This is a genomic window from Glaciecola nitratireducens FR1064 (assembly GCF_000226565.1).
Taxonomy (GTDB): Bacteria; Pseudomonadota; Gammaproteobacteria; order Enterobacterales; family Alteromonadaceae; genus Glaciecola; species Glaciecola nitratireducens.
The window spans coordinates 2,214,255-2,240,788 of the sequence record NC_016041.1 but is presented as its reverse complement, the minus strand read 5'-3'; the positions used below and the strand labels follow the sequence as shown (position 1 = coordinate 2,240,788).

Genomic DNA, 26,534 nt, shown 5'->3' with positions numbered 1-26,534 from the left:
CCTATGTTTAGTCGTAAAAGTTTCATCAGCTATGCTGCTGTCCTCTTGTCAATATTCGTATTGTCCGGCTGTGGCGGATCAGAAGTTGAATCGGGGCAGGTTGCATTAACCTGCAATGTTCCTAATGTTCCTAGTTCCGATGGTTCGGGTTGCGTGCCACCGCCCCCTATCGTTTGTGCGGCACCTACTGTGCCTAATGCTGCAAATGATGCTTGTGTAGTTGGTTTTAATCCAACTCTAGCGCCGCCGGTTGTTTTTCCAACAGCAGATCAAGCTGTTTTGTATTATAACCGAGCAGCAGTAGGGGCTGATAACAGCCCAAATGACCCTTCTTATGAAGGCTATAGACTGCATACTTGGAGTAATGATGCGTGCGATGCTTATGCCGACCCAGACACCGCTTGGGACAACGGTCGAGTGCATACGGGAATTGATCCAACATACGGCGCCTATTGGGTTTTAGAGTTAAAACCCGGATATGCGTTAACCCCTGGCGCTTGTCAAAACTTTATCATCCATATTGGTACCGATGATGCTGGTAAAGAGATGGGCGGCATAGACGGTAAGGCGAAACTTCAACAACCTGATGATGAACGCTTTGCTCGAATGAATTTTACGTTTTCTGGCGTTCCAACAATCTATGAATTTCCAGTTGATTCTTTAGGCGAACAGCCCGTATCTATTGATGGTGCTCAGGCGCATTGGTTAGATGCAAGCACATTACTATGGGATGTTGATTTTGGCATTGTGGATACAGTTAAATTGCATTATTCCGCTGATGCTAGCCTTGCGGTGACGCTTGATACCGGCTTAAATGGCACGGTAGTTGAGCTTACAGAAGTTGACTTAACTGACGAACAAAAAGCAATCGCTCCTCATTTATCAGCGTTACCTGCTTTCGCTGGCGACTGGAGCGTCGATGATGCAAAAGCTGTGCTAAAAACACAAGCGGTGCTAGGTGCGTATAATGCAGAAGGTGAACTTGTCGCGGCTACTCGCATTCAAATTCCTAACGTTTTAGACCAGTTGTATACCTTGGGTGAAAACGATGCAGACGAAGCAGTACTAGGTCCTGTTTACACCGATTCAGGTATTGAAGCCAGAGTTTGGGCGCCGACGGCAACCAACGTTGCACTTAAACTTTATGCTGCTGATAAGCGTCTGCAGTCGACTAAGCCAATGACGTATGACTCGGCAACAGGCATTTGGACATATGCAGGCACTATGGACATGGATCGCCAGTTATATCGCTTTGAAGTGACTGTGTATCATCCAGAAGATGAGCAAATAGAAGTTATCGATGTAACTGACCCATACTCAGTTGGTTTGGCTCTTAATGGTCGATTCTCTCAATTTGTTAATTTAACAGATGAAGACCTTAAGCCAGAAGGCTGGGATACACACATTATCCCGAGCATTACGGATCCAGAAGATGCGGTTTTATATGAAGGCCATATTCGTGATTTTAGCGCTTTAGATGCGTCTACTTCAGAAGCGAATCGAGGTAAATATCTCGCGTTCACTGAAAAAGAGTCTGCGCCTATGCAGCACCTTGCTAAACTTGCTGAAAAGGGCTTAACGCATTTCCATATGCTGCCAGCAAACGATATTGCAACTATCAACGAAGATACGAGCAAAACGGTTGATCTTTCAAGCACGGTTCAGCAAATATGCGCATTGAAGCCAGCATCAGCAGTTTGTCTTGATAATACGCCTCGTGATTTGACGATCGGTGAGCTTTACAACAGCTTTAACGTGTTATCTGAGCCGGGCGCTGCACAAGCACTATCAGAACAGCTGCGTGATATTGACCAGTTCAACTGGGGTTATGATCCGAAGCACTTTAACGCACCAGAGGGCAGTTATTCATCCAATCCAGATGGCGTTGCGCGTATTATTGAAATGCGTGCGATGAACCAGTCGCTGCACGAGGTTGGCCTTCGTGTTGTGCTTGACGTTGTGTATAACCACACCAATGCTTCGGGTTTATTTGAAAACTCAGTTTTTGATAAAGTCGTGCCAGGTTACTACCATAGATATGAAGTCGACAGCGGCGCAATTGTGCGCGAAACATGCTGTGATGATACTGAACCACGCAACCGCATGATGGAAAAATTCATGGAAGACTCGCTTCTTCTATGGACTGAGCATTATAAGTTTGATGGATTCCGTTTCGACATTATGAGCCAAGCAACCAAGCAAACCATGGTTGATTTATATGCCAAAGTACGAGAATTAGATGAAGACAATTACTTCTATGGTGAAGGTTGGATTCGTCAAGATCGTGGCTACGAGCAAGCGAATCAAATCAATATGGCCGGCACTGAAATTGGTACTTACAATGACCGAACTCGTGAAGGTATTCGTCGCGGTAACATTTTCTACAATGGCAATAGAACTAGCCGTTTAGGCGTTGACGGTGAAGTGAGCATAGCGAGTGCAATGAGCGACCAAGACATTGTCAAAATGACCATGGCCGGTACATTGACTGATTTTATCTTAGAAACATCAGGCGGCAATGCCACTGAAACCAGCTCACTGGGTGGTTACGCGCTAGATCCTGCGGATATCATCAACTATGTGTCAAAGCATGATAATGAATCACTTTGGGATCAGTACAATTACAACCTGCCAGCAAATCTGAGCTTGGATCAAAGGATCCGCGCACAAAACATAGGTATTGGTATCCCTATGCTGTCGCAAGGTATTCCTTTCTTACAAATGGGCGGTGACTTCCTACGTTCTAAGTCAATGGATCGCAACACTTACGATTCCGGCGACTGGTTCAGTCGGGTTGACTTCACCTACGAGACCAACAATTGGAACGTTGGTTTGCCGTTGGCACAAGACAATCAGGCTATGTGGGACACCATTTCTACCTTTATGTTCTCACCTGAACGTGCAGCAAGTATGTCAAACGTTGAGTTTGCAGCAGAAGTATTCCAAGAGTACTTAAGCATTCGAACTGACAGTAAACTGTTTCGTTTAACTACTGCAGAAGACATTAAAGCACGCGTTGGTTTCCACAACATTGGCTCGCGTCAACAGCAGAGCTTGATTGTAATGAGCCTTGACGATGGCGTGACTGCCAATAGCGATTCAGTATTGGCCGATCTCGATCCAAAATATGACGCGCTTGCTATCGTGATTAACACGGGCTACGAAGAAAAGTCGATTGATGTGTTAACGGCTACCGGCTTTGAGCTTCATACGGTGCTTGCTAACTCGGTCGATCCAGTCGTACGCGGTGCTTCGTTTGCTGAAGGTGCTGATGCCTCTGGCAATGGTACATTTACTGTGCCGCCATTAAGTATGGCTGTTTTTGTTAAAAACCAAGGCATGGAGCGTGGTTACGGTTTATCTGCATTTGCGACATCGGGCGCACCTGATGTTGTCCCATTTGGCGATACCACTGTGTTCTTGCGTGGTCAAATGAATGCGTGGGGCGAAACTGATGCAATGAGCTATAAAGGCGATGGTGTATATGAAGTTGCAATAGCCTTGAACGGTGCAGAGACCTACGCATTCAAGATCGCATCTGCTAATTGGACATCGGTTGACTACGGCAATAACGATGCGCCAGAAGTGACTGAAGATTTAGAGAAAGATGTCTTCAGTGGCCAAGGCAACATGACCTTTACGCCAAGTGTTGATGCTACCTATGTGTTCAGCTTCAATGCGGCAGATACCGGCGCAGCAACGCTTACCATCGTTAACGAAGAACCGTATGTTGGTAATCCTATTTTCCTTCGTGGCGGCATGAACGGTTGGGGTTTGGACAACGAGTTCAATTATGACGGTGGACGTTTGTACTCTGTTGCGGTTGAGCTTAGTGCTGAAGAGTATCAGTTCAAAGTAGCGAACGAAGGCTGGGATAGTCCAAACTTGGGCGCATTTAGTGAAGATGATGTTGATGACCTGGTAGTGTTGGGTCAAGACCTGGCGCTTACTGAAGGGGGAAGCAATGTTGTGATTGATGTGGCAGAAGCCGGAAAGTATGTGTTTATTTTCGACAGCACAAACCTTAATGAGCCAAAAATCAGAGTCTTCAACGAACAGTTCTTTGGTGCTAACACGGTATTTATTCGCGGGAGCCTGAACGGTTGGGGTGAAGATGATCCTTTAATCTATCAAGGCGAAGGTGTTTACACCGTTAACATCAATTTAGATGGCACTGACGTAAACTTTAAAGTGGCTACATCTGACTGGTCAACAGTGAATCTGGGTGCAACCTCTGATGATACTGCTGCGGTTACCATAGGTGAGCCTAAAGTCACCTTCCAAGATGGAAACAGCGCTAACTTAACGATTGCGGCACCAGCGGCGGGTTTGTATCAATTCAAGGTTCAAGGACCGGATGCAAAGGCGCCAACAGTGACGGTTACGCCTGTACAGTAGAGCGTCTCCCTAAAGCTTAGAAATAAGCGTAAACCCTAAAAAAACCAGCGCAATGCGCTGGTTTTTTATTGGGGTTACAAATACCTCAGTTTGTAACAAAATTACAAAAGCGTTATCATTTGCCGCAATAAACAATCTAGGGAAAGTACTGTTACTCGTTATACTGCCCTAGACGTCATCATCAGAAGCACTGTTTTACTACGTGCCGTCGTTACCGCATTATTTGCGCGGTTTATTCGTTTTAAAATTTTAATTTGGATTTTTCTCTGCGTTGAGGAGAGTTCTCAACATTAGGCAATATACATGCTCGAACACATGAAAAAAGACTGGCTTTCAAATATCCGTGGCGATGTGCTTGCGGGTATTGTTGTGGCCTTAGCCTTAATACCTGAAGCGATTGCTTTCTCAATTATTGCAGGTGTAGACCCTAAAGTTGGTTTATACGCCTCATTTTGTATTGCTGTCATTATCGCTTTTGTTGGTGGACGACCGGGTATGATCTCTGCCGCAACAGGAGCAATGGCGCTATTAATGGTAACGCTGGTTAGAGAGCATGGTTTGGAATACTTGCTTGCAGCGACATTACTTACTGGCGTGTTTCAAATATTTGCGGGCTTTCTGAAATTGGGCAGTTTAATGCGCTTTGTCTCTCGCTCGGTCGTCACAGGTTTCGTGAATGCACTGGCTATTCTTATATTTATGGCACAACTACCCGAACTTACAGACGTTACATGGCATGTTTATGCGATGACAGCAGTCGGTCTTGGCATCATATATCTTTTTCCCTACATCCCCAAGATTGGAAAAGTCATCCCTTCACCACTGCTGTGCATTGTTGCTTTGACGATAGCAGCAATGCTGCTAGGACTAGACATTCGAACGGTCGGTGATATGGGCGAACTGCCCGATACATTGCCAATATTTCTGTGGCCCGATGTTCCGCTTAATATCGATACACTGATGATAATCCTGCCTTACTCGCTCGGTTTAGCCGTAGTGGGTTTACTTGAATCTATGATGACGGCAACCATCGTAGACGACCTGACTGATACTAGCAGTGATGCTAATAAAGAATGCAAAGGTCAAGGCATTGCCAATATCGGTGCTGGTCTTTTCGGTGGTATGGCTGGCTGTGCAATGATTGGTCAGTCGATTATTAACGTGAAGTCGGGTGGTAGAGGACGATTGTCGACTTTTACTGCTGGCTTGGTCTTGATTATCATGGTGGTCTTTTTAGATGACTGGGTAAAGCAAATCCCCATGGCTGCGCTCGTAGCAGTGATGATTATGGTATCAATAGGGACCTTTTCATGGTCGTCCATTAGAGACTTGCGCAAGCATCCTATGTCGTCGAATATTGTTATGATTACCACTGTTATAGTGGTCGTGGCCACACACAATTTGGCAATAGGCGTGTTAATCGGAGTATTGCTCGCTACCTTGTTCTTTGCTAACAAAATTGGTCGTATTATGGCAGTGAAATCGCACCATGATGAGTCTGAAAATAAGCGCACATATGAGGTTGTTGGTCAGGTGTTTTTTGCATCAGCAGAACAGTTTATCAATGCATTTGACTTCAAAGAAGCCTTAGATACTGTAGAAATTGATCTTTCACATGCGCATTTTTGGGATATTACAGCCGTAACCTCCTTAGATAAGGTTGTTATAAAATTTAGACGTGAAGGCGCAACGGTAAATATCGTGGGAATGAATGACGCAACAGCAACCGTGGTGGACGAATTTGGAATACACAATGATCCCAAAGAAGTAGAGAAAATGTTTGGCGGTCATTGATTTGGCTCTGTCGCAAAAAAGGGTAGGGTCGTCATTAATAAGGGTGCCACAGTTGATAAATAACAAAGATTATTTTGACAAAGGAAGGAGAAAAGGATGACAAAAATTATTACTTGTGTGGATGGCTCCGCAATGACAACAGCGGTGACAAACGCAGCCATCTGGGCGTCAAATAAATTGACTAAGCCAATATTATTTTTACATACCATTGAAAAAGAACAGCAACACGGTGCAGACAATTACAGCGGTGCTATTGGACTCGGCGCGCGTTCCGCACTTTTACAGGAAATGACCAAACTTGACGAGCAGCGCGGCAAACTAGCCCTAAAACTGGGTAAAGAGCTGCTTGAACGGGTTGCCAGTCAAGCTCAGACATCTGTTGTACAGCAAGTGGAATCAACGCAAAGACATGGTGAGTTAGCAGATGCGATTGTCGACATGGAAGATAAAACGCGATTGATTGTGATTGGGCGAAGCGGCAAGGGGCATGAGGATGATTACAGTGCACTGGGCTCTAACATCGAGACACTGCTTCGCAAAGCCACTCACCCAGTCGTGATAATCCCTGATACATTTAGCGAGCCCACTTCGTTTATGGTTGCGTATGATGGCAGGCAGACTGCGGATAATGCGCTACAGAGAGTGATTGATGGTGGACTATTACACGGGCTTCACTGTCATCTTGTTTCAGTCAAAAATAACGAGCCAGACTTAAAAGAAAAGTTCTTAGCCGCCCAGAAAAAGTTGGAAGAAAAAGGCTTTACTGTCACTTCATCCTTTGTTGAAGGAAATATTTTCGACGCATTAATGGAATACAAACAAAAGCATGACATTGGTCTTATTGTCATGGGGGCGTTCGGACATTCAAAGCTTCGTCAGTTCTTTTTAGGCAGTAATACGATGAAAATGCTCGAGCGCAGTAAAGTCCCTATGGTTGTGCTGAGATAGTTGTTTTTCTATATTCCTACTTCACCTCGGGCAAAGCAGCTTGAATTAGTTTAATGTTGTTATCTATTGCTTCTCCTAGGGCACCAGCGCGTTTTGCACGCTGGTAATAGTACAAAGACTCACTGAAGCGCTGCTGGGTAAACTTGATCTCAGCAATTTGTAGATTATATAAGCCGTTGTGCGGCAGTGCATCGGCGAGAATTTGTATCGCTTTAGCCATCATTGTTGGATTATTGTCACTTCGGTATCGTTCTAAACTGGTTTCCATCATTTGTAGCCAAGATATTTTTTTAACAAAAAAGTCTAAGCCCAACTGCTGCTGCCAGTCGCCTGGTTTGGGCAGAGACGGTGTTGTTGGGTTTTGGCTAAAGGGATAGTCAGAAGTCAAATTCAATATGGTCGCAAAACCATAGTATTCCTCTTGTGTAAGCACTAAGCGCTCTCTCCACGCTCTATCTATGCTGACCTTAGTAAACGGTTTTATATTGGCGTTCGCCGCAATGGCTTCATAAAATGCGTTTGAAATGACAAAATAACCCTGTAGGTTTGGATGCAGATGCTCCAACATCATCGCGCTACCTACGATTCCGTCAGGGCTGCGAATGGCAAGCTCGCTCTCTGCGTCAACTAGCACAGCGTTATATTGTGTTGCCAGTTTGCGAATAATGTCATTTATTGCCGACGGCGCTCTAAAGCGCAATTGGTCATGTTCTAGTGCCAATGCAAAATGTGTTTTCGCAATACTTGCTTGTTTCAGCTGTAGTGCAAGATTAGCGATTTTAAAGTGTAAATCTGCTGATGTTGACTCTAAAAATGTTATTGAAGCTGATCCCAAGTCTCGAAGCTGCTGTTGCCGGCTTATCTTTCCGATACCAGAGAAAAAAGCATTTGTTGAGTCTATAAATTTACTCTCAATCGGTAGGCTAGAAAAAGGCGCTTGATCCGCTTGGTTACTCGCAATCGTTGAAATATAAACTTGAATGTTTGCCTTTCTGTATTTAGCGAGTAGTTCGGACATATTGTTTTCAAACTGGGCGAGACCTGCTTTATAAACGCTGGAGCCTTTCGCAATCGCTTTATTTTTCGCTACTTTTGCCATAAACGTGCGAGACTGTTGGCCAGTTTTCTGTTCTTCTAAAGTAACGAGCTGATTGCCTTTTTTTACGGTATTTCCAGATTCTTCTGGAGTGGCAAGTCCGAAATAAATGCGCTGGATTAACTGAAAGATTCTGAAATCTTTTAGAGATAAAAACCATCTAGTGGTTGCCCCTGAGCCCATCGCTGTATAGTTCGAACCGACACCTAAAATCCCAAGAAACTCATTGTGACCCGCATAAATCAATACGGCATCGGGCTTTTGCTCAATAATTTCATCTGCAAAATCGAGTAAGGTGTAGCTATTTACCGCAGACATGGCGGTATTGAGTACTTCTACATATCGTCCAGGCATGCTCGCTTTGAGGCGTTGATCAAGCGTACCTGCGATACTCGCACCTAAACCATAAGGGAACCCTGCCGCAGTGCTTCCTCCTTGCACAACTACTCTGTAGCCATTCTTGGGTTTTTCTTTAAGAATAAAGTTAGCTTCCATGGTGACCGAAGGTTTAGGCGCATTTTCTGGGAAATAACGCGACATGACATCTGGGCGGGGTAGTTGATAACTTGGATGTGCTGGATTTTCGATAAACAATGGTGCCGAGTTGCCAAAGCCAACAAGTCGTAAACCCATTTCAAGAAAAACAAAAAACAAGAGTGGAATAAGTGCCGTAATTACATAGAAGATAACTCGTTGTTTCTTTCCATTCTCGCTATGCTTATTTTTTGTGAGATTTTTTTTCATTCGTCTTAATTCAATTGATTCTTGATAGTAATGGCGCGTGTATTATCAGGTTCAATTTCTAACAGTTCATTTAATATAGAAACGGCACCTGAAATATCACCTGATTTATAAATAACCTCAGCAAGAGTGAGGTAGTAATTAGCGTTTGTTCGCTTGTTTTTTATGCTATCGGCAAGCGCACGACGAGCGTAAAATTCTGCAAAGCCAAGCTCGTTTATTTCTAGATATAACAAACTAGCGACGCGAGCGGCCTCGGTCTCATTTGGCAACGCATCATATAGCAGACCAGCAGCTTTTGCTGCTTCACTTATATTATTTTGCTGCTGCAAGACCACTAAAAGCTCTTGCTGTGTTGTGATCCACGGTTCACCCTCAACGCGTCTTTTCGCTATTTTCTGCATTGGGGTATCGCTCTTAGGCGCAGCCACATTAATTTTGCTATTCGTGAAGGGATAATCAGAAGTAAGTGTTGAAATTTTATACTCACCTACCAACTGATCTACAACAGAAAGTGGCATATTCCGCCAAGCTTGTTCGGTTAATTGCGAGTCTGAAATCGTCCGCCTTGCCGCGGGTAGCTTATTAAAGAAACCATTAGCTAATAAGGCTCGGTAAAACGAATCTGCAATTAAAAAGTAGCCGCGGGGTGTTGGATGCAAATGTTCCAACATATGTTGAGCACCAATAATATTGCCACTAGAGTCGTTCCTGATGGCGGCTTCACTATCAACTAAAAATGTAGGTGAGCTACCTACACTACTTTTCTCTGCAATTTCTTCAATAATATGATTAAACGAAGATGGCGCTCGAAAACGAAGAAGATCGTAATCTTTTGCCAGTGTAAAGAAATCCGCGGCGCGTTCGTCACTTTCGTCTAACATTGCTTGCGCGACTGCGTAAGCCAGATCGGCCGATGTATCGCCGCGCTCCAAAAGCGTCACTCCTTGTTGAATGATTCGTCTATTTGAACGAGGTTTTGCTCGGTCAATAAGTTGCTCTACATCGGGATTATTGCTTGAGGAAAACGGCGGCAAGTCCATTTCATTAGATGCAATGGTGGATAAATATAAAGGGACCTTAGCGTTGCGTAGTGCAGACTGAATGGCCATCAAGTTTTGTTCAAACTGCGCTGAACCTTGTGCAAACAAGGCTGAGTCAAAAGCAATAGCTTTCTCTTTGGCTACAGACGCCATAACGGTGCGTGAACCATCGCTATGATCGGCATCAACAGGTGTTTGAAAGAGCGCGTAGTAGATTGACTGTATTAACTGAAAAACTCGCCAGTCTTTCAATTTTAAAAATAGTAAGTTGGCTGCGTGACTGCCGTTTGAAGCATAAACTGAGCCTACGCCCATCACGCCTAAGTATTCATTGTGACCTGCGTAAATGAGCACGGCATCGGGTTCAATCTCTATGACTTCATCAACGAAATCCAACAACGCGTAACTATTAATGCTGGCCATTGCCACTGAGATAATTTCAACATGACTATCTGGAAATTGTGCTTTTATCCGTTGATTCAGCATACCAGCAGGGGAGCCGAAACGACCGTATGGAAAACCGGCTGCGGTTGACCCACCCATCAAAACAATGCGAATGCTGTCCGGATCTTTACTCTTTTGAAACAAAAAGGTGTCAGGGCCGACAGGCGGAGCAAATTTTGCTTGATGAAAGAAACGTTTTACTACCTCGGGGTTTGCTTGCAAATAGTCTTGACTGTAGTTCGATGGAACAAATAAAGGATACTCCTTACCAAAGCCTGATATGCGCAATAGACCTTCAAGTATAAGCAGCAATACGAAAGGTAACAAAATAGCAATCACATAAAAAACAGGGCGCTTTTGATCAACACTGGAACTCGTTCCTGGACTTTGTTTCGTGTTTTCCGACATATTTGCTAAAGCACCTTCGTATTTTTAATCTAGTGAGTCTTTGTTGCTGTCAGTTTATCCTAAAATAAGCGTAAAAATCATGTAAATGGATTGTTGCATACGTATTCGGTGCGAAAAACTGGCTAAATACTGGGCTTAGACTAGTTCACACCAAAAATATCAGTAAACTAACGATTCGTTTGTAAACAGAACCGGCCAAATGATAAAAATTTTAGGGATATCAGCTTTCTATCACGACAGCGCTGCGGCGCTAATAGTCGATGGTGATATTCAATGCGCAGTGCAAGAAGAGCGTTTTAGTCGCATAAAGCATGACCCTGATTTCCCTGCGCAGGCTATTCAATATTGTTTGCAGAGCACCAATACCGACTTGCAGAATATCGATGCAGTGGTGTTTTACGATAAACCTCTGCTAAAGTTCGAGCGACTGCTTGAAACCTATTTAGCAACAGCGCCACGCGGTTTTTTGTCATTTTTGCGCGCTATGCCTATTTGGTTAAAAGAGAAGCTGTATTTGAAATCGGTACTGCGCACCGAACTGCGCAAGTTAATTCATGAGCAGCGGGCTCAAGCGAACGGCACATCTTATTTCGATGAAGTAAACAAAGAGAAAAAACCCAAAGTGCCGCAGCTACTTTTTTGTGAACACCATGAGTCACATGCCGCGGCTGCCTATTTTCCAAGTCCGTTTGATGACGCAGCAGTGCTATGCTTGGACGGTGTAGGCGAGTGGGCTACGTCCTCAGCTTGGCGCGGTATATCGGGTGAATTAAGCCCTTTATTTGAGATCCATTTTCCACATTCTCTTGGTTTACTCTACTCGGCGTTTACCCAGTACTGTGGCTTTAAAGTAAACAGTGGCGAATATAAATTGATGGGCTTAGCGCCATACGGTGAGCCAAAGTACGTTGATATTATCAAGCAGAACTTAGTCAATATAAGAGATGACGGCAGCTTTTCGCTGGACATGGATTATTTTGACTATGCTGCGGGTCAAACGATGACAAATGCAAAGTTTCATCGTTTGTTTGATGGACCAGCTCACCCTTATGACAGTGAGACAACACAAAAACAAATGAACCTAGCGCGCTCTATTCAAGTTGTTACCGAAGAAATTGTGTTGAAAATAGCAGGATATTTACATCAGCAAACCGCTTGTGAAAACCTCTGTCTGGCTGGCGGCGTTGCTCTTAACTGCGTTTCCAACGGTCGCTTGAGCCGAGAAGGACCGTTTAAACATATATGGATCCAACCTGCCGCTGGCGATGCGGGGAGTGCCGTTGGTGCAGCATTACAAGTTTGGCATAAGTATTATCAAAATCCTAAAAAGTTGTTAGAGATTAATAAAGCATCAGGTGAGTTTGCAGAACGTGATCACATGAAAGGTGCTTATTTGGGCTGTCAGTTCAGCTCTGAACAGGCCCAGCTCGCCTGCAAAAATAAGTCACTGCCTTTCTCTGTCGTTGAGGACGAGGCATTGTTCAGCCAAATTGCAGCCTATCTTGATAGTGGAAAAGTGGTCGGTTGGTTTCAAGATGCAATGGAATTTGGACCTCGCGCGCTAGGTAATCGTTCGATTATCGGTGATGCCCGCAATACGCAAATGCAGTCTCAGATGAACATTAAAATCAAGCAGCGGGAGTCTTTCAGACCTTTTGCACCAGCCGTTTTGTGTGAAGACTTGAGTCACTGGTTCGACATGGAAGCTGCTAGCCCGTATATGTTGATGGTTGCCGACCTTAGAAACGAGCATTGCTTGAAATTAGAAAATTCTCAGCTGGAAGGACTAGAGAAACTGCACCAAATCCGAAGTTCAGTTCCAGCTATAACTCACGTTGATAATTCAGCGCGAGTACAAACCGTTCACAAAACAACTAATCCTAAATTTCATCGCCTTATCAGCGAGTTTAAGCGTCTAACGGGCGTTGGAATGGTCATTAATACTTCTTTTAATGTCAGAGGTGAGCCACCCGTTTGCAGTCCTGATGATGCTATACGCTGTTTTTTGGCCACGGATATGGATGTATTGGTGATGCAAAACGTGGTGCTTTTAAAGGCAGAACAGCCAAATGAACAAATACAGGCTGCAAAAAACATCACTTTCGATAAGGATTAATAGACATGAAAAATAGGCTGAAAAACGTGATGTTACCGCTGGCTAATAGCAATGACACGAGAGCGATGCGCTCATTTGCATTAACTATGTCAATTGCCTTTCCCTTCGTATTTACGCTTCTGTTACCGTGGCTATTCAATCATGCGGTGGCATACTGGCCTCTCGCAGTCAGCAGTGTATTGATGTCACTTTATGCCGTTTATCCAAAAGGCATTTACTACCCTTATTATGTTTGGATGATCATTGCCTCTGTTTTGGGATGGTTTAACACAAGGTTAATTTTAGGACTGGTTTTTTATATTGTAATAACACCTATCGGACTGATCATGAAGGCATTAGGCAAATTACAGTATAAAAAGCAGGTAAACAATCAGAGCAACTGGGTTAAGCAAACACACACGGATGCTAGAAAAGATAAGAAACGCTTAGAGGAACCTTTTTAATATGACTGAATTTTTACAAGATTTATGGGCTTTTCTAAGAGTACGTAAAAAGCTTTGGCTGTTGCCAATTATTATTATTCTGGCTTTATTGGGCGGTATTGTTGTGGCGACACAGCAGTCATCACTTGCTACTTTTATTTACACCTTATTTTAGGGATATCGCATGTCTTCTATCCGCAAACGTCACTTTTGCACCTTGTTAGCCCTCGCATGTTCGGTCATTGTAATGGGTGCTTGTTCACCATCAGACCCGCAGCAGGCGTCCAATAATACAAGCGAAACAAAGCAAATGAAAAACACACAGCAAACTATTATCGATACTCATCCTCACGCGGCGCAAGGTGAGGGTAAACCAGTGGTCTATCAAGTGTTCACTCGTTTATTTGGAAACACAAATGAGACCAATAAGCCGTGGGGAACGCTAGAGGAAAATGGCGTGGGTAAGTTTAGCGACTTTGATGCAGCAGCATTGCAAAGCATCAAGGCACTTGGTGCATCCTATGTTTGGTATACCGGTGTTCCTCATCACGCCGTTGTTAATGATTACACAGACAATGTTTATAAAGAGCTTGGTATCACGCTCGATGATCCTGATGTGGTGAAAGGACGCGCGGGTTCTCCCTATGCAGTCAAAGACTACTACAACGTTAACCCCGATTTAGCTGATGATCCCGCAAATAGACTCGCCGAGTTTGAAGCGTTGATCGAACGCACTCACGAACAGCAGTTAAAAGTCATTATTGATATTGTGCCAAATCATGTTGCACGCGCTTATGAGTCCTTAAGTAAGCCTGAGGGCGTCAGTGATTTTGGTGAAAACGACAACACAGATCTTGAATATGCACGCGATAATAATTTTTACTATGTGGTTGGCGAAGCATTCAAAGTGCCGTTAAGCGAAAATGGCTATAAACCATTGGGCGGCGAAGCGCACCCCTTATCGGATGGTAAATTTGTTGAAATGCCTGCTAAATGGACGGGAAATGGTGCACGTGAATCGCAACCTAGTGCTAACGATTGGTATGAAACGATTAAAGTGAACTACGGTGTAAAACCAGACGGTAGCTACGATTTTGATAGGTTACCGAAGGAATATGCGGATAAATCACTGAGTCAGCACGCTGCTTTTTGGCAAGATAAATCCGTTCCCGATTCATGGATTAAATTTGAGCAAATAGTGCATTACTGGCTTGATAAAGGCGTGGATGGTTTTCGCTATGATATGGCTGAAATGGTGCCGGTTGAGTTTTGGTCCTTTCTAAACTCATCGATTAAAGCAAAGAATCCGGATGCATTCTTATTGGCCGAAGTATATAACCCGAGCTTATATCGTGAGTATTTGCAGCTTGGCAAAATGGATTACCTGTATGACAAGGTAGAGTTTTACGACTCGCTCAAATTATTAATGCAAGGAAAGGGCGATGCTCAAGCTCTAGAAGATATTCAATTGTCCCTTGCTGATATTGAGCTACACATGCTGCACTTTCTTGAAAATCACGATGAACAGCGCATTGCCAGCGATGAATTTGCAGGCAGTGCTGAGAAAGGCAAGCCGGCAATGGTGGTTTCTGCCTTAATCAGCAAGTCACCAACGATGCTTTATTTTGCGCAAGATGTGGGCGAGGATGGTTCAGAGGAAACGGGTTTTGGTGATCCATCACGAACCACGATATTTGATTATGCTGGGGTACCTGCTCATCAGCGGTACATGAACAACGGTAAGTTCGATGGTGGTCAATCGACAGAGTTTGAAAAACAACTACGTGCGTTTTATGAACGCGTAATGCTCATTTCTGCAAATCATCCAACTATGCTTGGAAAATATCAAAGCTTGCATTCATTTAACGTTACAAGTGCACAAGTTGACAGCACGAATGAATATTCAAATGCACAATTTGCATTTGTCAGGTGGACTGAGAATAAGGCGCTAATCGTGGTAAGTAATTTTAGTGAAGACGACTTATCGACGGTAACAGTTAAGTTGCCAATTTCGCTGTTAACAGAGTGGCAAGTAAGCGAGGGAGCCTACGCAGCAAACGATTTACTGAATGGTATTGCATATGAAATGCAGGTTGCCAGGAAACGTTCTGATGCTTTTGTGAGTGTTCAATTAAATGGACTACAGTCGGTTGTACTTGAAGTTAACTTGAAGGAACAATTGAAATGAAACGCCTACACAGCTTATCAAGTCAACTGATGCTTGGGCTGCTATTTGGCTTTGTTCTAAATGTTAGTGCCCTCTACACTGGCAGCGTAGAGGCAAAAAATAGTATTCCATATGCAAGTCAGGGAACGGGTCAGAGCGTTGAAGAAAGCAGACAGGAACATCTTCAACTTGTTGAACTTAAAGATGCCAAAAAACAAAAACAAGTTTTGCATGTCACGCTATCGACCGGTAATTTAACAATAACGGCAATCAATGATGCGTCGTTTGAAATTTTTTATCAGCCAGAAAACGTGAAGCAATTACCTTCGTTTGCATTGGCAGAAGGGGTTACTGAACGCCAGTATTTAGATGCTAAGTTGAGCTCATTTGACGATTATCTTGAGTTTTCGGTTGCGAATTTGACTGCCCGTCTGCAAATCTCTCCTTTTTCTATCAGCTACTACCGCGGCGGTAAATTACTTATTGCGGAGGAAGCCGGTCTATTTCATTTTGATACTCTGCGTGGTTTTCGATTTATCCTGCAAGACGATGAAAAAATTATGGGCGCAGGGCAACGTGTTTTAGGAATGGATAGGCGTGGTCATCGCCTGCCTTTGTATAATAAAGCGCACTATGGTTATACCACTGAGTCGTCGCAGATGTATTACGGTTTGCCTGCCGTGATGTCTACCAATATGTATGCCATCGGATTTGACAATAGCGCCTCTGGTTTCCTCGATATCGGCCACACTCAAAGCGATGTTTTACAATTTGAAGCAGAGGCAGGAAGAACGTCATACATCATTAGTTCTGGCTCAACTTACGCCGACTTAGTAGCTAATTTCGTTGATGTGACAGGAAAACAACCTCTACCTCCACGTTGGGCGTTGGGTAATTACGCGTCGAGATTTGGTTACAAGACACAAAAGCAAACCCTCGATACCATCGATACTTTTTTAGCTGAAGATTTTCCAGTTGATGCAATAGTGTTAGATTTATATTGGTTTGGACCTGATATTAAGGGCCATATGGGCAATTTACAATGGGATAAAGCTGCCTTTCCAGAGCCAGAAAAAATGATCAAAACACTCAATGATAAGGGGGTAAAGACCATCTTAATCACCGAGCCCTTCATTTTATCAACATCATCTCAGTGGGATTCAGCCGTTGAAAGCGACGCTTTGGCGCGCAGTATTGGCGGCGGTCCAAGGCGCTTTGACTTCTATTTTGGAAACACAGGTTTAGTGGATGTTTTCAATGAAGCCTCGCAAGATTGGTTTTGGCGTTTTTATGCTGCTCTGGACGAGCAAGGTGTTGCGGGGTGGTGGGGTGATTTAGGGGAGCCTGAGGTGCACCCAAAAGATAGCTTGCATTTATTGGACGGTAAGTTTGTAACGGGCGATGAAATTCATAATGTTTACGGTCATCAATGGGCGCAAATGGTATATGAACGTCAAACTGAACTGCATCCTAATGAGCGTCCCTTCATCATGATGCGTTCTGGTTTTCTGGGCAGTCAACGTTATGGCATGATCCCGTGGACGGGCGATGTATCGCGAGAGTGGGGCGGTTTGAAACCACAAGTGGAGCTAGCCCTGCAAATGAGTCTGTTTGGTTTAGCTTACACACACTCCGATCTTGGTGGTTTTGCTGGCGGTGAAACATTCGACCCTGAGCTCTATATTCGCTGGCTGCAATACGGCGTTTTTCAACCTGTATACCGACCGCATGCGCAAGACAACATTGCCCCAGAGCCTATATTTCACGACCAAAAAACGAAAGACATTACGCGTGAATTTGTAAAGTTGCGTTATCGCATGCTGCCGTACAACTATTCTCTATCTTTCGAAAATTCGCTCTTTGGCACCCCTATGATGAGGCCGACATTCTTTAATACCGCTAGCGCTGATATTGATAACGCACTCAGTTACTTTTGGGGAGATGCGTTTTTGGTAAAGCCTATCACAGAGCCAGGCCTTAGTGAGGCTACAATTGCTTTGCCAAAAGGGGTTTGGTTTAACTACTGGAATGATGTTAAATACACCAACCTCAGTGACACCAGCAAGGCCCTTACTATCGAGTCAACGCTCGAGCAGATCCCTGTTTTAGTGAAAGCCGGTGCATTTGTGCCGATGGCGCAGAATATGCGAAACACCACCGAATATGATAGTGCGGAATTAAACGTTCATTACTATCATGATAGCTCTGTGACCCTGTCTCAATATGTGATGTTCGATGATGATGGAAAAAGCGCAGATTCCATAGCATCACAGAATTATCAAACGCTCAACTTCGCGTCAGCTTTAGCATTAACCTCAAATGCTGAAGAGCTTGATTTGTTAGTGTCGGTTAAAGGGGCCTACAAAGGGTCACCGAAGCATAGAAAAATGACCTTTGTTGTGCATGGCGTTGAAAAACAGCCCCGAGATTTAATGGTAAATGGTAGATCTATAAAATTGCAAGAAGCTGATGATTTTGAACATATTTCAAGCGGGGCATACTGGGACCAAAAAACGCAGCTTATTCGAGTGAAGGGAATTCTTGAGACAGAGCTACAATTGAAAATTTTACTCTAAGAGCATTGTTGCTGAGAGTGCTTTACTTTGCTTATTAAGCTGAAGTATCCATTTGTTGATGCTAAGACTGATGTCCTAACTCATCGCTGTTGTCTAAGCTCTGCGCTGTCATCTGAGCGCAGAGACTTTACAAACAACAAGGACTGTTGTTTGTATTGTAAGTTGGTAACACAAAATCCATGATTTACGTGCTTATTCCTAAACTTTCATTGTGCGGGGCAAAGTGAGATGCGTTTTGCATAATGTAGTGCGCTAATTGCTTCATGTTGCTGCTTGGCAGTTTGTTTGGAGAAGTTGCTGGTGCGAAGGAACCGTACCCTGCTAGCAGGCAATACCATGAAATAACTGGATAATAGTGGGTCATTTGATGCTGTTCCAACACTGCAGCAATATCTTTCTTTGAGCGCCAAGTGTCGATAACATCGGCTAATTGTGTCGAAATGTTGTTATTTTCTCTATTATCGACCCAGTATTGCGAGTCCGTTCTAGTGTTCATTTTGTAATGACACACAATGTAATCTCTTATGCCATTGAAGCGCCTTTTTATTGCTTCATTGAACCTGAGCTTAATGCGTTCTTGCTCAGAATCAAAAGAGGGATCTGTCAAACTAGCCGCTAACTTTTGAATCGTTTCCTGCACGAGATGCAGTGCGGTAGCCTCCAATGGCTCTATAAAGCCTTGCGATAGCCCAACGGCAACGACGTTTTTATGCCAGTGGCGCTGCACTTGACCTACTTTCATATTAAGGTGTTTTGCTTCGCTTCGGGTTTCGCTCTCGTCAGCTATATTTGAATTGATGTGGCGTCGAAGCTCTTCTTCGGCCTGCTCTGGTGATAAATACTGATCGCTATATACATAACCATTTCCTGTCCTATTAGTTAATGGTATCTGCCAAGCCCAACCAGCAGAAAGCGCAGTTGCTTTGGTTTCAGAAGGAATGATTTTTTGACTTGTAGAAGGTATCGCTACGGCTTTGTTGTTAAATAAGTTGCTGTCAAATGAGTCGAATGGTTCTTCTAACACTCCCTGTAACAACAATGAGTTAAAACCTGTTGCATCGATAAATAAGTCGGCATCCAGTGTTTCACCTGTTGCTAGTTTAATTGCTCGCATGCTTTTATCTTTATCCTGTATTGCACGTTCCATTTTGCCGTTAATATGCACTACGCCTCTATTAACAGCGCGCTGACATAAAAAAGCGCCTAACTTTGCTGAATCGAAGTGATAAGCGTAATTTAGCGGTATTTGTGGTTTTCCTAACAAGGGTTTTGGGCTTCGATTCAGCTGAGCTAATTTAGCTGACAGGAAGAAGTCATCAGGATTAACCGGAACGTCCATTCCTCTTGAGCGCATTTGACAGTGATATAAAAAAGCCGAGGCTGTCTGTCGGTCAAAAGGAGAGGGGAAAGGATGAAAGTAGCGATTAGTTGCTTGGTGTTCACTCCATTGCAGAAAACTTATGCCATTTTTGTAAGTAGCGTGGCAAGCGGGCATCCATTCGGACTCTTGGATCCCAAGCAGGTCAAAAAATTTCTTTAATTGAGGTGTTGAGCCTTCACCTACGCCAATAATTCCGATTTGTGGTGACTCTACTAGTGTAATCTGCCAACTCTTTTGGTTTGGATTGATGACTTTGCTTTCTGTGAAATAGTGATTCAGCATATTTGCTGCCATCCAACCGGCAGTGCCACCTCCCAAAATTAGCAGTTTTTTCATTGTCATCTTTGTAATCAATTTATTATGTGTAAAATTTACCAAATATTAACAAGGAATACATGACTTCGTTTGGTTTTGAGGTGAAAACACTTAGCAATACGGCCTGAATACGTATGCACTTGGATAGTCATTTATATATGATGACGTTACACTAGCTATATTAATTAACATACAGTTTACATGGGTTTAGCTTGTCGGTCAGATAACACTTCTGTTGTCTTTGGTCTTCGCGATACTGCTTAAAACGATAAACACGACAATAACAATAACAACAATAAGAGTAATTTATGCAGAAACAGCAACCCCGGTTGAGCTTTTGGCAGCTTTGGACTGTTAGCTTCGGTTTTTTGGGAGTACAGTTTGGCTTCGCTTTGCAAAATGCCAATGCCAGTCGAATCCTTTCTGACTTAGGCGCCGATCTTCATTCGCTTTCTTTCTTTTGGTTAGTTGCACCGATTATGGGCCTACTTGTTCAACCTATCGTTGGCGCAGCTTCAGATAGAACATGGAACAAACTAGGTCGCCGCAGACCGTTTATTTTAGCGGGTGCGATTGCCGCAGCCGTGGGTATGTTTTTGATGCCAAACGCGTCATTGTTTGTGGCGCTGATTGCTCCTATGATTTTTGGCGTATTGATGCTGGCATTGATGGATGCTTCTTTTAACGTTTGCTTTCAGCCATTTAGATCCTTAGTTTCTGACATGGTGCCTGCTGAGCAACGCAATTCAGGCTACTCAATTCAGTCACTTCTCATTAATGTGGGGGCCGTAATCGGTTCAATTCTGCCTTTTGTGTTGACCAATGTTGTTGGTTTAGAGAACACGGCAAAAGCCGGTGCCGTGGCGCCATCTGTTGTTTGGGCTTTCTACATAGGCGCTACAGTCTTATTGGGTAGCGTGCTATGGACCGTTTTTAGAACCAAAGAATATAAACCTAAAGACTACTATGCTTATAAAGGATTGGACGCAGAGCTGGTCGAAAAGGAGCTAGCAGTCCAAAAAACCTTAGGCCAAAAGCTATCCGAGTTTTTTAGGCTCATGAAATCAATGCCAGATACAATGAGACAGCTCGCCGTCGTGCAATTTTTTTCGTGGTTTGCGCTGTTTATTATGTGGGTATATACAACGCCCGCAATTACCCAGCACATTTGGGGGGTAGAAGTGAAATGGTTCGATCCCGTTTATCTAAATTCTGTTGACGTGCCTGCATCGATAATTGCAGCCAAAGGTGCAGCGGGTGATTGGGTCGGGATCTTGTTCGCAGCCTATTCCCTGTTTGCCGCCATATTTTCAGTCGTTTTGGCAAAGTTAGCTGACAAAATTGGGCGTAAAGTCGTTTACGCCGGCTCGTTATTCATTGGCGGTATCAGTTACATCAGTTTTCTATTTTTCCAAGACCTGACGCCCACTACCGTTAATTTGCTTATTACACAGGTTACGGTACCTGCCGGGGCTGTCAATTTGGTATTACCAATGGTCGGTATCGGCATCGCTTGGGCTGCTATTTTAGCTATGCCATATGCAATGCTAGCAGGTGCTTTGCCTGCCGATAAAACCGGCGTTTACATGGGGATTTTTAATTTTACTATCGCTATGCCGCAAATTGTTTGCGGTTTAACGGCTGGATTTATTCTTAAATATGCATTCGACAATGAGGCCGTAAACATTATTGTTGTGTCTGGCGTTGCTATGATAATTGCAGGATTTGCCGTATTTAGAGTGAAGGAGCATGTTCAAGTTACCAGGCTTTAGGAAAACCTCATTCAACAAAAGTAGAAATCAACATAGGTGGAAAACCCCATTCCGCCTGTGTTTGCAAGATAACCATTCCTGCAGCTCAAAGAACATAAATCTCTTTTCTATCAACCTACTCAACAAGCAGTTTGATGATTCTTAATACAACAATAGAAGACCTCATTAAGTAGAAAAGATATTTAACTCACTTAATTTTGAGGGTTTTTAACGCATTGAGGAAAGCACTGGCCTAGTTACATAATCTAATTGTGTCTACATACCTTTTGTGTGCGGCAGACAGTCAATTTTGAAATTAAATTCTAATGCTTCTCTATCAAATTTAATTGTATTTATTTTTACAGTAGATTGAGCGCTTAGTTTGTAAACTAAATAAAAACCCCCAAAAGTCTCACTTAACTTTTAGGGGTTTATTGTAGTTCATTTGCAAATAACTACTTGTCATTATCGTTATTTAGCTTTTACTCTATCGTTTTTACATCAGAGTATTAAACAAAGCTGATTAATCGAAGTTGACGACCACATTTGCGACAATACGGCGACCTAGCAAATCGTACAATGGATTTAAAGTTACGCCTGAAGGTAGCTTATTACCGATATTACGAACACCAAACCCTAGGGTAACGTTGTCAGTTAGCGTATAGCTAGCTTGCACATCGTGAGTCACAATAGATCCAATAAAAGCTGGAGATAAATCTTCAGCAATATCGGTACCAACAGCAATACGCGCAGAACGATCAATGTATCTTGTCGTAAGATTCACGTTCAGGTCGTCGAGTCTGTAGCTAATGCTGTTGCGGAATTGATTCATTGGATCGCCAAGCTCACCGCGCTCCGCATTAATTTCGTCTGGACGGTTTTGGAACTCAAATATATCAAGCTGTTTTAAATGCGTAGCAGAGAAGTTAAAGCTTACTTCACCCGGCAAATCAAACATTGCTAAGTCTGTTCTATATCTTACTTGAGCCTCAACGCCTTGTGTCTCAAGTTTAGAGGCATTGATGTACCCTGAACGAACTAAATCAATATCCAAAGAGGTACCGTTTCTATCAACTTGTTGACAGAATATAGGGTCAAGGCCAGCCGCAGAATCTACACAATTATCTATAATAGTTTGTGCGCCTAGGAAGGTAATCGCATCAGTTATTTCAATGCTATACCAATCAACAACAAAGCTTAGGTTTTCAACATACGATGGCTCATAAATAAGACCAACCGTTTTAGAAGTAGATTCTTCTGACAGCAAGTCTGGGTTACCGCCACTGAACACGTCAATACTAACGTTATCGTTCGCTTCAAAACCAGCAGGAATGCCAAGTGCAGCACAGTTAGCAGCTCTGTCAGGGTCGTTGCCGATGTTGTCGTTGTCACAAGGGTCACTGATGTTAGCAAAACCAGGTGACTGTGGATCAAATGCTTCTGTAATGTTTGGCGCTCTTACAGACTCACCGATTGAACCCCTGATGGTGAGGTCTTGCATAGGAGACCACATTAGACCAACACCCCAAGCATCAGCAGAACCAGCGTGGCTATAATCAGCTGTTCTGTATGCCAGTTCAAGGTCGAGTTGTTCAGCTAAGAACGTCTCTTTTAGGATTGGAAACAGTAATTCAACATAATATTCGTCAACGTCATATCCGCCGTCGGCGTCAGGTGTTGCGGCATTCGTAAAAAAACCTGCTTTAGTAAACTCATCAGTAATTGTGCTTGATTTCTCTTCTCGTGTTTCGAAGCCCAAAACCATCGCGACTGGTCCGCCTGGTAAGCTAAACAATTCCTCAGAATCGAAGCTAACGTACCCACCTGCAACCTCTTGTGAGATTACGTCAGTACGCGTTACGTCACCTGTGATGTAGTCTTGCGCCGCAGCAGAAGAATTCCCAAAGCCAAACGGGTTAAATGGGACACATGAACCAGGGTTTACATCAGCTGGGCTAACGTAACCGCTTGGCTGAGCACTAGGCACTGAGCTTCGGCAGGCCGCAAGTCCTGTGTCTGGATCGATTACCGAGTCTAATGCTGCGGTGAAGTTTCCAGGGATCAAGTCATTCAAAGTTTTGCGTGTGTTTGATGTCTCGCCGTACGTATAAAAAACGTCGTAATCAACAACGGTATTCGAAAGTTCGAAGTCGCCTTTGAATCCACTGACAACTCTGAATAGTTCTCTGTCGTTGCTTGCCGTTCTGAATCCAACATCGCCGAAAAATCTAGCAATCGTAGCAGTCGTCTGACCACCATCAAGCAGTCTTTGCTGTAATCCAGCGTCAATGAACGCATTATCGGTAACGCTTATCGCGTCAGTGCCAAATCTAAATGATGATTGAAACTGTTGCGCAATTTCTTTGTCTACATATTTCGCTTCGCCATAAAAGCGAACGTTTTCTGTAAGATCATATCTAAATGTCGTAGCTAACGTAATAGTTTGTTGGTCTGGGATATAGTTTTCATTGTTTTCTGAATAATATACTGAATCATACTCTTGGTCGAAAATACCGAACGCAAAACTGTTCGTAAATGTACGACTAACCTGGTCAATTGGAGTGCCGTCATCAGTGAACGTAATTAGCGGACCGCCACCGAAAGGATTGATAACGGTGTTGTCGTTGATAAGTTCAGAACCACCAAATGGGGCCGTTAATCTATCTGGAATGCCGTCTTCTTCTCCCGTATTTTCAGGGTTGGCATAAGTTGAAAAGTTATTAGTTTGCTGAAGCTGTGGTAATAATACTTCTTTGATATTATCTTGAGCCGCAAAAAAAGTTACGTTAGCACGGCCGTCTGCCGAGTTTGCGCCTGCAAGTACGCTGAAACCATGCGTGCTGTAGTCAACATCCTCAGTATCTTGAGTTGTATCTGCTCTGAACTGGAAGCCTTCGAAATCATCTTTCATGATAATGTTTACAACGCCAGATACCGCGTCTGAACCGTAAACCGCAGAACGACCACCGGTTACGATATCTACACGATCAATAAGACCGATTGGAACGGCACCAGTATCAACTGTTGCAGAGCCAGGAGAGCCTGCTACGTGGCGAATACCATTAACCAAGGTCAAGGTTCTTCCTGCTCCTAGATTACGCAAGTTGACAGCACTCAATCCTGCGTTAGCGTTGCTGTTGTTATTGCCGATCAGAGTCGAGCCAGCACCGATTGCTGGAATTTCTGATAATATTTGGCCTAAGTCAGGAACGCCCAAACGGGTGATTTCCTCTGAACCTATGCTCAATACCGGTGCGGGAGTCGCTAACTCTATACGCTTGATGCGCGAGCCAGTTACTGAAATTTTTTCGATTACCTGTTCTTCACTAGCGGTTGCGTCAGTTTCTTGCGCGTAAACCGTGTTAACAGATGATAAACCTAACGCTAGCAACACACCAGCAGATAGCTTATGTAGTTTTCTTGTGTTCGTCGTTGACATTATTGTTCCCTATTTACAAATTTTATCGGCTTATTTAAAAGCCGTAATTTTTATTATTTAGTTTTCTATGCGATTAGAGTGCACGCAAAAAGTTTACAGTAAAATTTACTGGTCGGTCAACTCTCTTCATTGCTAAAACAACTTCGCGCGTTTTGTTAACGGCTGTAAAGAGACAAGCGGAACTGCCTCATTATACGTTGCGCGATGCATCCCAAAACGCTGCCTGAATTTAATACCGATTGCAACAGTATTCAAATAATAATCAAAAAAAATAAATTAAACTGTAAACAAACTTTTAATAGTAAGTTAATTTTTAAATTATTAGTTTTAAGGTTTTGGGGCTGGGGACTACACGCAGTTTGAGCTTATAGCCTCAAGAAGATTAAAAATCTAAAATTATCATACTGACTTAAGCGTTAGTTCTGATCGAGCAAATTGACAAACCATAACTAGTTATTTTTGTATGAAATAAAACCACACCCGCAAGATTCACGCACGATCAATTCAGGTGGCATCAAATAATCTGTTACTGGCTCATTGTGTATCAACTTTAGCAGATTTGAGACCAGCAATTCACCGGCAACTTGGGTGTTTTGATGAACCGTTGTCAGTGGGGTAGAGGCAAATTGACTTATTTGGATATTGTCATACCCTACAACTGCAATGTCTCTAGGAACTTTTAAGCCTTTGCTTCTAATGGCTCTAATCGCTCCCATTGCAATAAGATCTGAAGCGCAAACAATCGCATTTGGATGCTCACCCTCCAGTATTTCCATGGCTGCTTTGTAACCAGACAGCTCCGTTGAAATAGCGTTTTTTTGCACGACTTTTGAAGTATCAAATCCAGCTTGTGCAATAACCGTCATGAATCCATCAAAGCGGCCTTTAAACTCTGGCGCACTCTCATCGGCTTGGCCAATAAACGCAAAGCTTCTATGTCCTAAACTTACTAGATGTTTGGTTATTTCCACGCCACCTAAAAAATTATCACAACCGATCGAAATGCCGGGATGCTTCTTGTCAGGAGCTCCCCAACGCAAGAAACGGGTTCCTTGTTCTTCCAATTGAGATAGCTTGTATTCGTAGTCGGTGTAACTGCCATAACCTAACAAAATAAGTCCGTCAGCTTTATTGGAGTCTTCATAAACAGCGTGCCAGTCATCCTTCATATTTTGAAAGGAGACGAGTAGGTCATATCCGGCAGCAGCGGTTGCTTTTGTGATACTTCCAAGCATTGATATGAAAAAAGGATTAATGAGTGAATCATCCGAAGTAGGATCTTCAAATAGCAGCAATGCAAGGGTTTGGCTATGTTGCTTTCGCAAATTACTCGCGTTTTTATCAACCTTGTAGTTAAGATCCTGTGCAATCTTTTTGATGCGTTCTCGTGTCTCTTTATTCACCAATGGACTGTCACTCAGCGCTCGTGAGACAGTAGATTGAGATACACCAGCCATGTGCGCGATATCAAATGAGGTTGCTTTACTCTTCATTT

14 protein-coding genes are annotated in these 26,534 nt (G+C 43.4%); 9 read left to right on the top strand and 5 right to left on the bottom strand.

Going from position 1 to position 26,534, the window contains the following annotated elements; translation table 11 throughout:
* The first annotated feature begins 3 nt into the window (after positions 1-3).
* The 3 genes from pulA (at position 4) to GNIT_RS09620 (ending at position 7,140) form a co-directional block, all read left to right on the top strand.
* Positions 4-4,398 (top strand): pullulanase-type alpha-1,6-glucosidase, encoded by a 4,395-nt coding sequence (pulA, locus tag GNIT_RS09630; RefSeq protein ID WP_014109007.1) that lies wholly within the window; start codon positions 4-6, stop codon positions 4,396-4,398.
* Between the two features lie 303 nt (positions 4,399-4,701).
* Entirely contained in the window at positions 4,702-6,192 is a 1,491-nt protein-coding gene (locus tag GNIT_RS09625) for a SulP family inorganic anion transporter (RefSeq protein ID WP_014109005.1), read from the top strand.
* A 96-nt stretch (positions 6,193-6,288) separates the two neighbouring features.
* Positions 6,289-7,140, top strand: a complete 852-nt coding sequence (locus GNIT_RS09620) for a universal stress protein (protein ID WP_014109004.1) — start codon at positions 6,289-6,291, stop codon at positions 7,138-7,140.
* 16 nt (positions 7,141-7,156) lie between these two features.
* On the opposite strand, the gene GNIT_RS09615 is transcribed toward GNIT_RS09620, so the two are convergent.
* Both GNIT_RS09615 and GNIT_RS09610 read right to left on the bottom strand, forming a co-directional pair.
* On the bottom strand, positions 7,157-8,980 hold the full coding sequence (locus GNIT_RS09615) for an SGNH/GDSL hydrolase family protein (protein ID WP_014109003.1): 1,824 nt from the start codon (positions 8,978-8,980) through the stop codon (positions 7,157-7,159).
* Positions 8,981-8,985: 5 nt separating this feature from the next.
* The gene (locus tag GNIT_RS09610; protein WP_014109002.1) at positions 8,986-10,872 is read right to left on the bottom strand and encodes an SGNH/GDSL hydrolase family protein; all 1,887 of its coding nucleotides are present in this window, start codon (positions 10,870-10,872) and stop codon (positions 8,986-8,988) included.
* Positions 10,873-11,071: 199 nt separating this feature from the next.
* Between GNIT_RS09610 and GNIT_RS09605 the strand changes: the two genes are divergently transcribed.
* Genes GNIT_RS09605 through GNIT_RS09590 form a run of 5 tightly spaced genes read left to right on the top strand, consistent with a single transcriptional unit; the run spans position 11,072 to position 18,153 of the window.
* Positions 11,072-12,988: a carbamoyltransferase family protein gene (locus GNIT_RS09605; RefSeq protein ID WP_014109001.1), complete on the top strand. Its 1,917-nt coding sequence runs from the start codon at positions 11,072-11,074 to the stop codon at positions 12,986-12,988.
* Positions 12,989-12,993: 5 nt separating this feature from the next.
* On the top strand, positions 12,994-13,431 hold the full coding sequence (locus GNIT_RS09600; RefSeq protein ID WP_014109000.1) for an SxtJ family membrane protein: 438 nt from the start codon (positions 12,994-12,996) through the stop codon (positions 13,429-13,431).
* 1 nt (position 13,432) lies between these two features.
* The gene (locus GNIT_RS18210; protein ID WP_014108999.1) at positions 13,433-13,585 is read left to right on the top strand and encodes a DUF5989 family protein; all 153 of its coding nucleotides are present in this window, start codon (positions 13,433-13,435) and stop codon (positions 13,583-13,585) included.
* Positions 13,586-13,594: 9 nt separating this feature from the next.
* A complete protein-coding gene (locus tag GNIT_RS09595; protein WP_014108998.1) occupies positions 13,595-15,598 on the top strand; it encodes an alpha-amylase family protein in 2,004 nt (667 codons plus the stop codon).
* Entirely contained in the window at positions 15,595-18,153 is a 2,559-nt protein-coding gene (locus GNIT_RS09590) for a glycoside hydrolase family 31 protein (RefSeq protein ID WP_014108997.1), read from the top strand. Before GNIT_RS09595 ends, GNIT_RS09590 begins: the two co-directional genes overlap by 4 nt.
* Positions 18,154-18,337: 184 nt before the next feature.
* Here the strand turns inward: GNIT_RS09590 and GNIT_RS09585 are convergent, their stop codons facing one another.
* On the bottom strand, positions 18,338-19,870 hold the full coding sequence (locus GNIT_RS09585) for a tryptophan halogenase family protein (RefSeq protein ID WP_014108996.1): 1,533 nt from the start codon (positions 19,868-19,870) through the stop codon (positions 18,338-18,340).
* A 287-nt stretch (positions 19,871-20,157) separates the two neighbouring features.
* On the opposite strand from GNIT_RS09585, the gene GNIT_RS09580 reads away from it, so the two are divergent.
* Entirely contained in the window at positions 20,158-21,621 is a 1,464-nt protein-coding gene (locus tag GNIT_RS09580; RefSeq protein WP_014108995.1) for an MFS transporter, read from the top strand.
* Positions 21,622-22,123: 502 nt separating this feature from the next.
* On the opposite strand, the gene GNIT_RS09575 is transcribed toward GNIT_RS09580, so the two are convergent.
* Together GNIT_RS09575 and GNIT_RS09570 are read right to left on the bottom strand one after the other, a co-directional pair.
* Entirely contained in the window at positions 22,124-25,039 is a 2,916-nt protein-coding gene (locus GNIT_RS09575; RefSeq protein WP_014108994.1) for a TonB-dependent receptor domain-containing protein, read from the bottom strand.
* A gap of 449 nt (positions 25,040-25,488) precedes the next feature.
* Positions 25,489-26,532, bottom strand: a complete 1,044-nt coding sequence (locus GNIT_RS09570) for a LacI family DNA-binding transcriptional regulator (protein ID WP_014108993.1) — start codon at positions 26,530-26,532, stop codon at positions 25,489-25,491.
* Positions 26,533-26,534 lie beyond the last annotated feature (2 nt).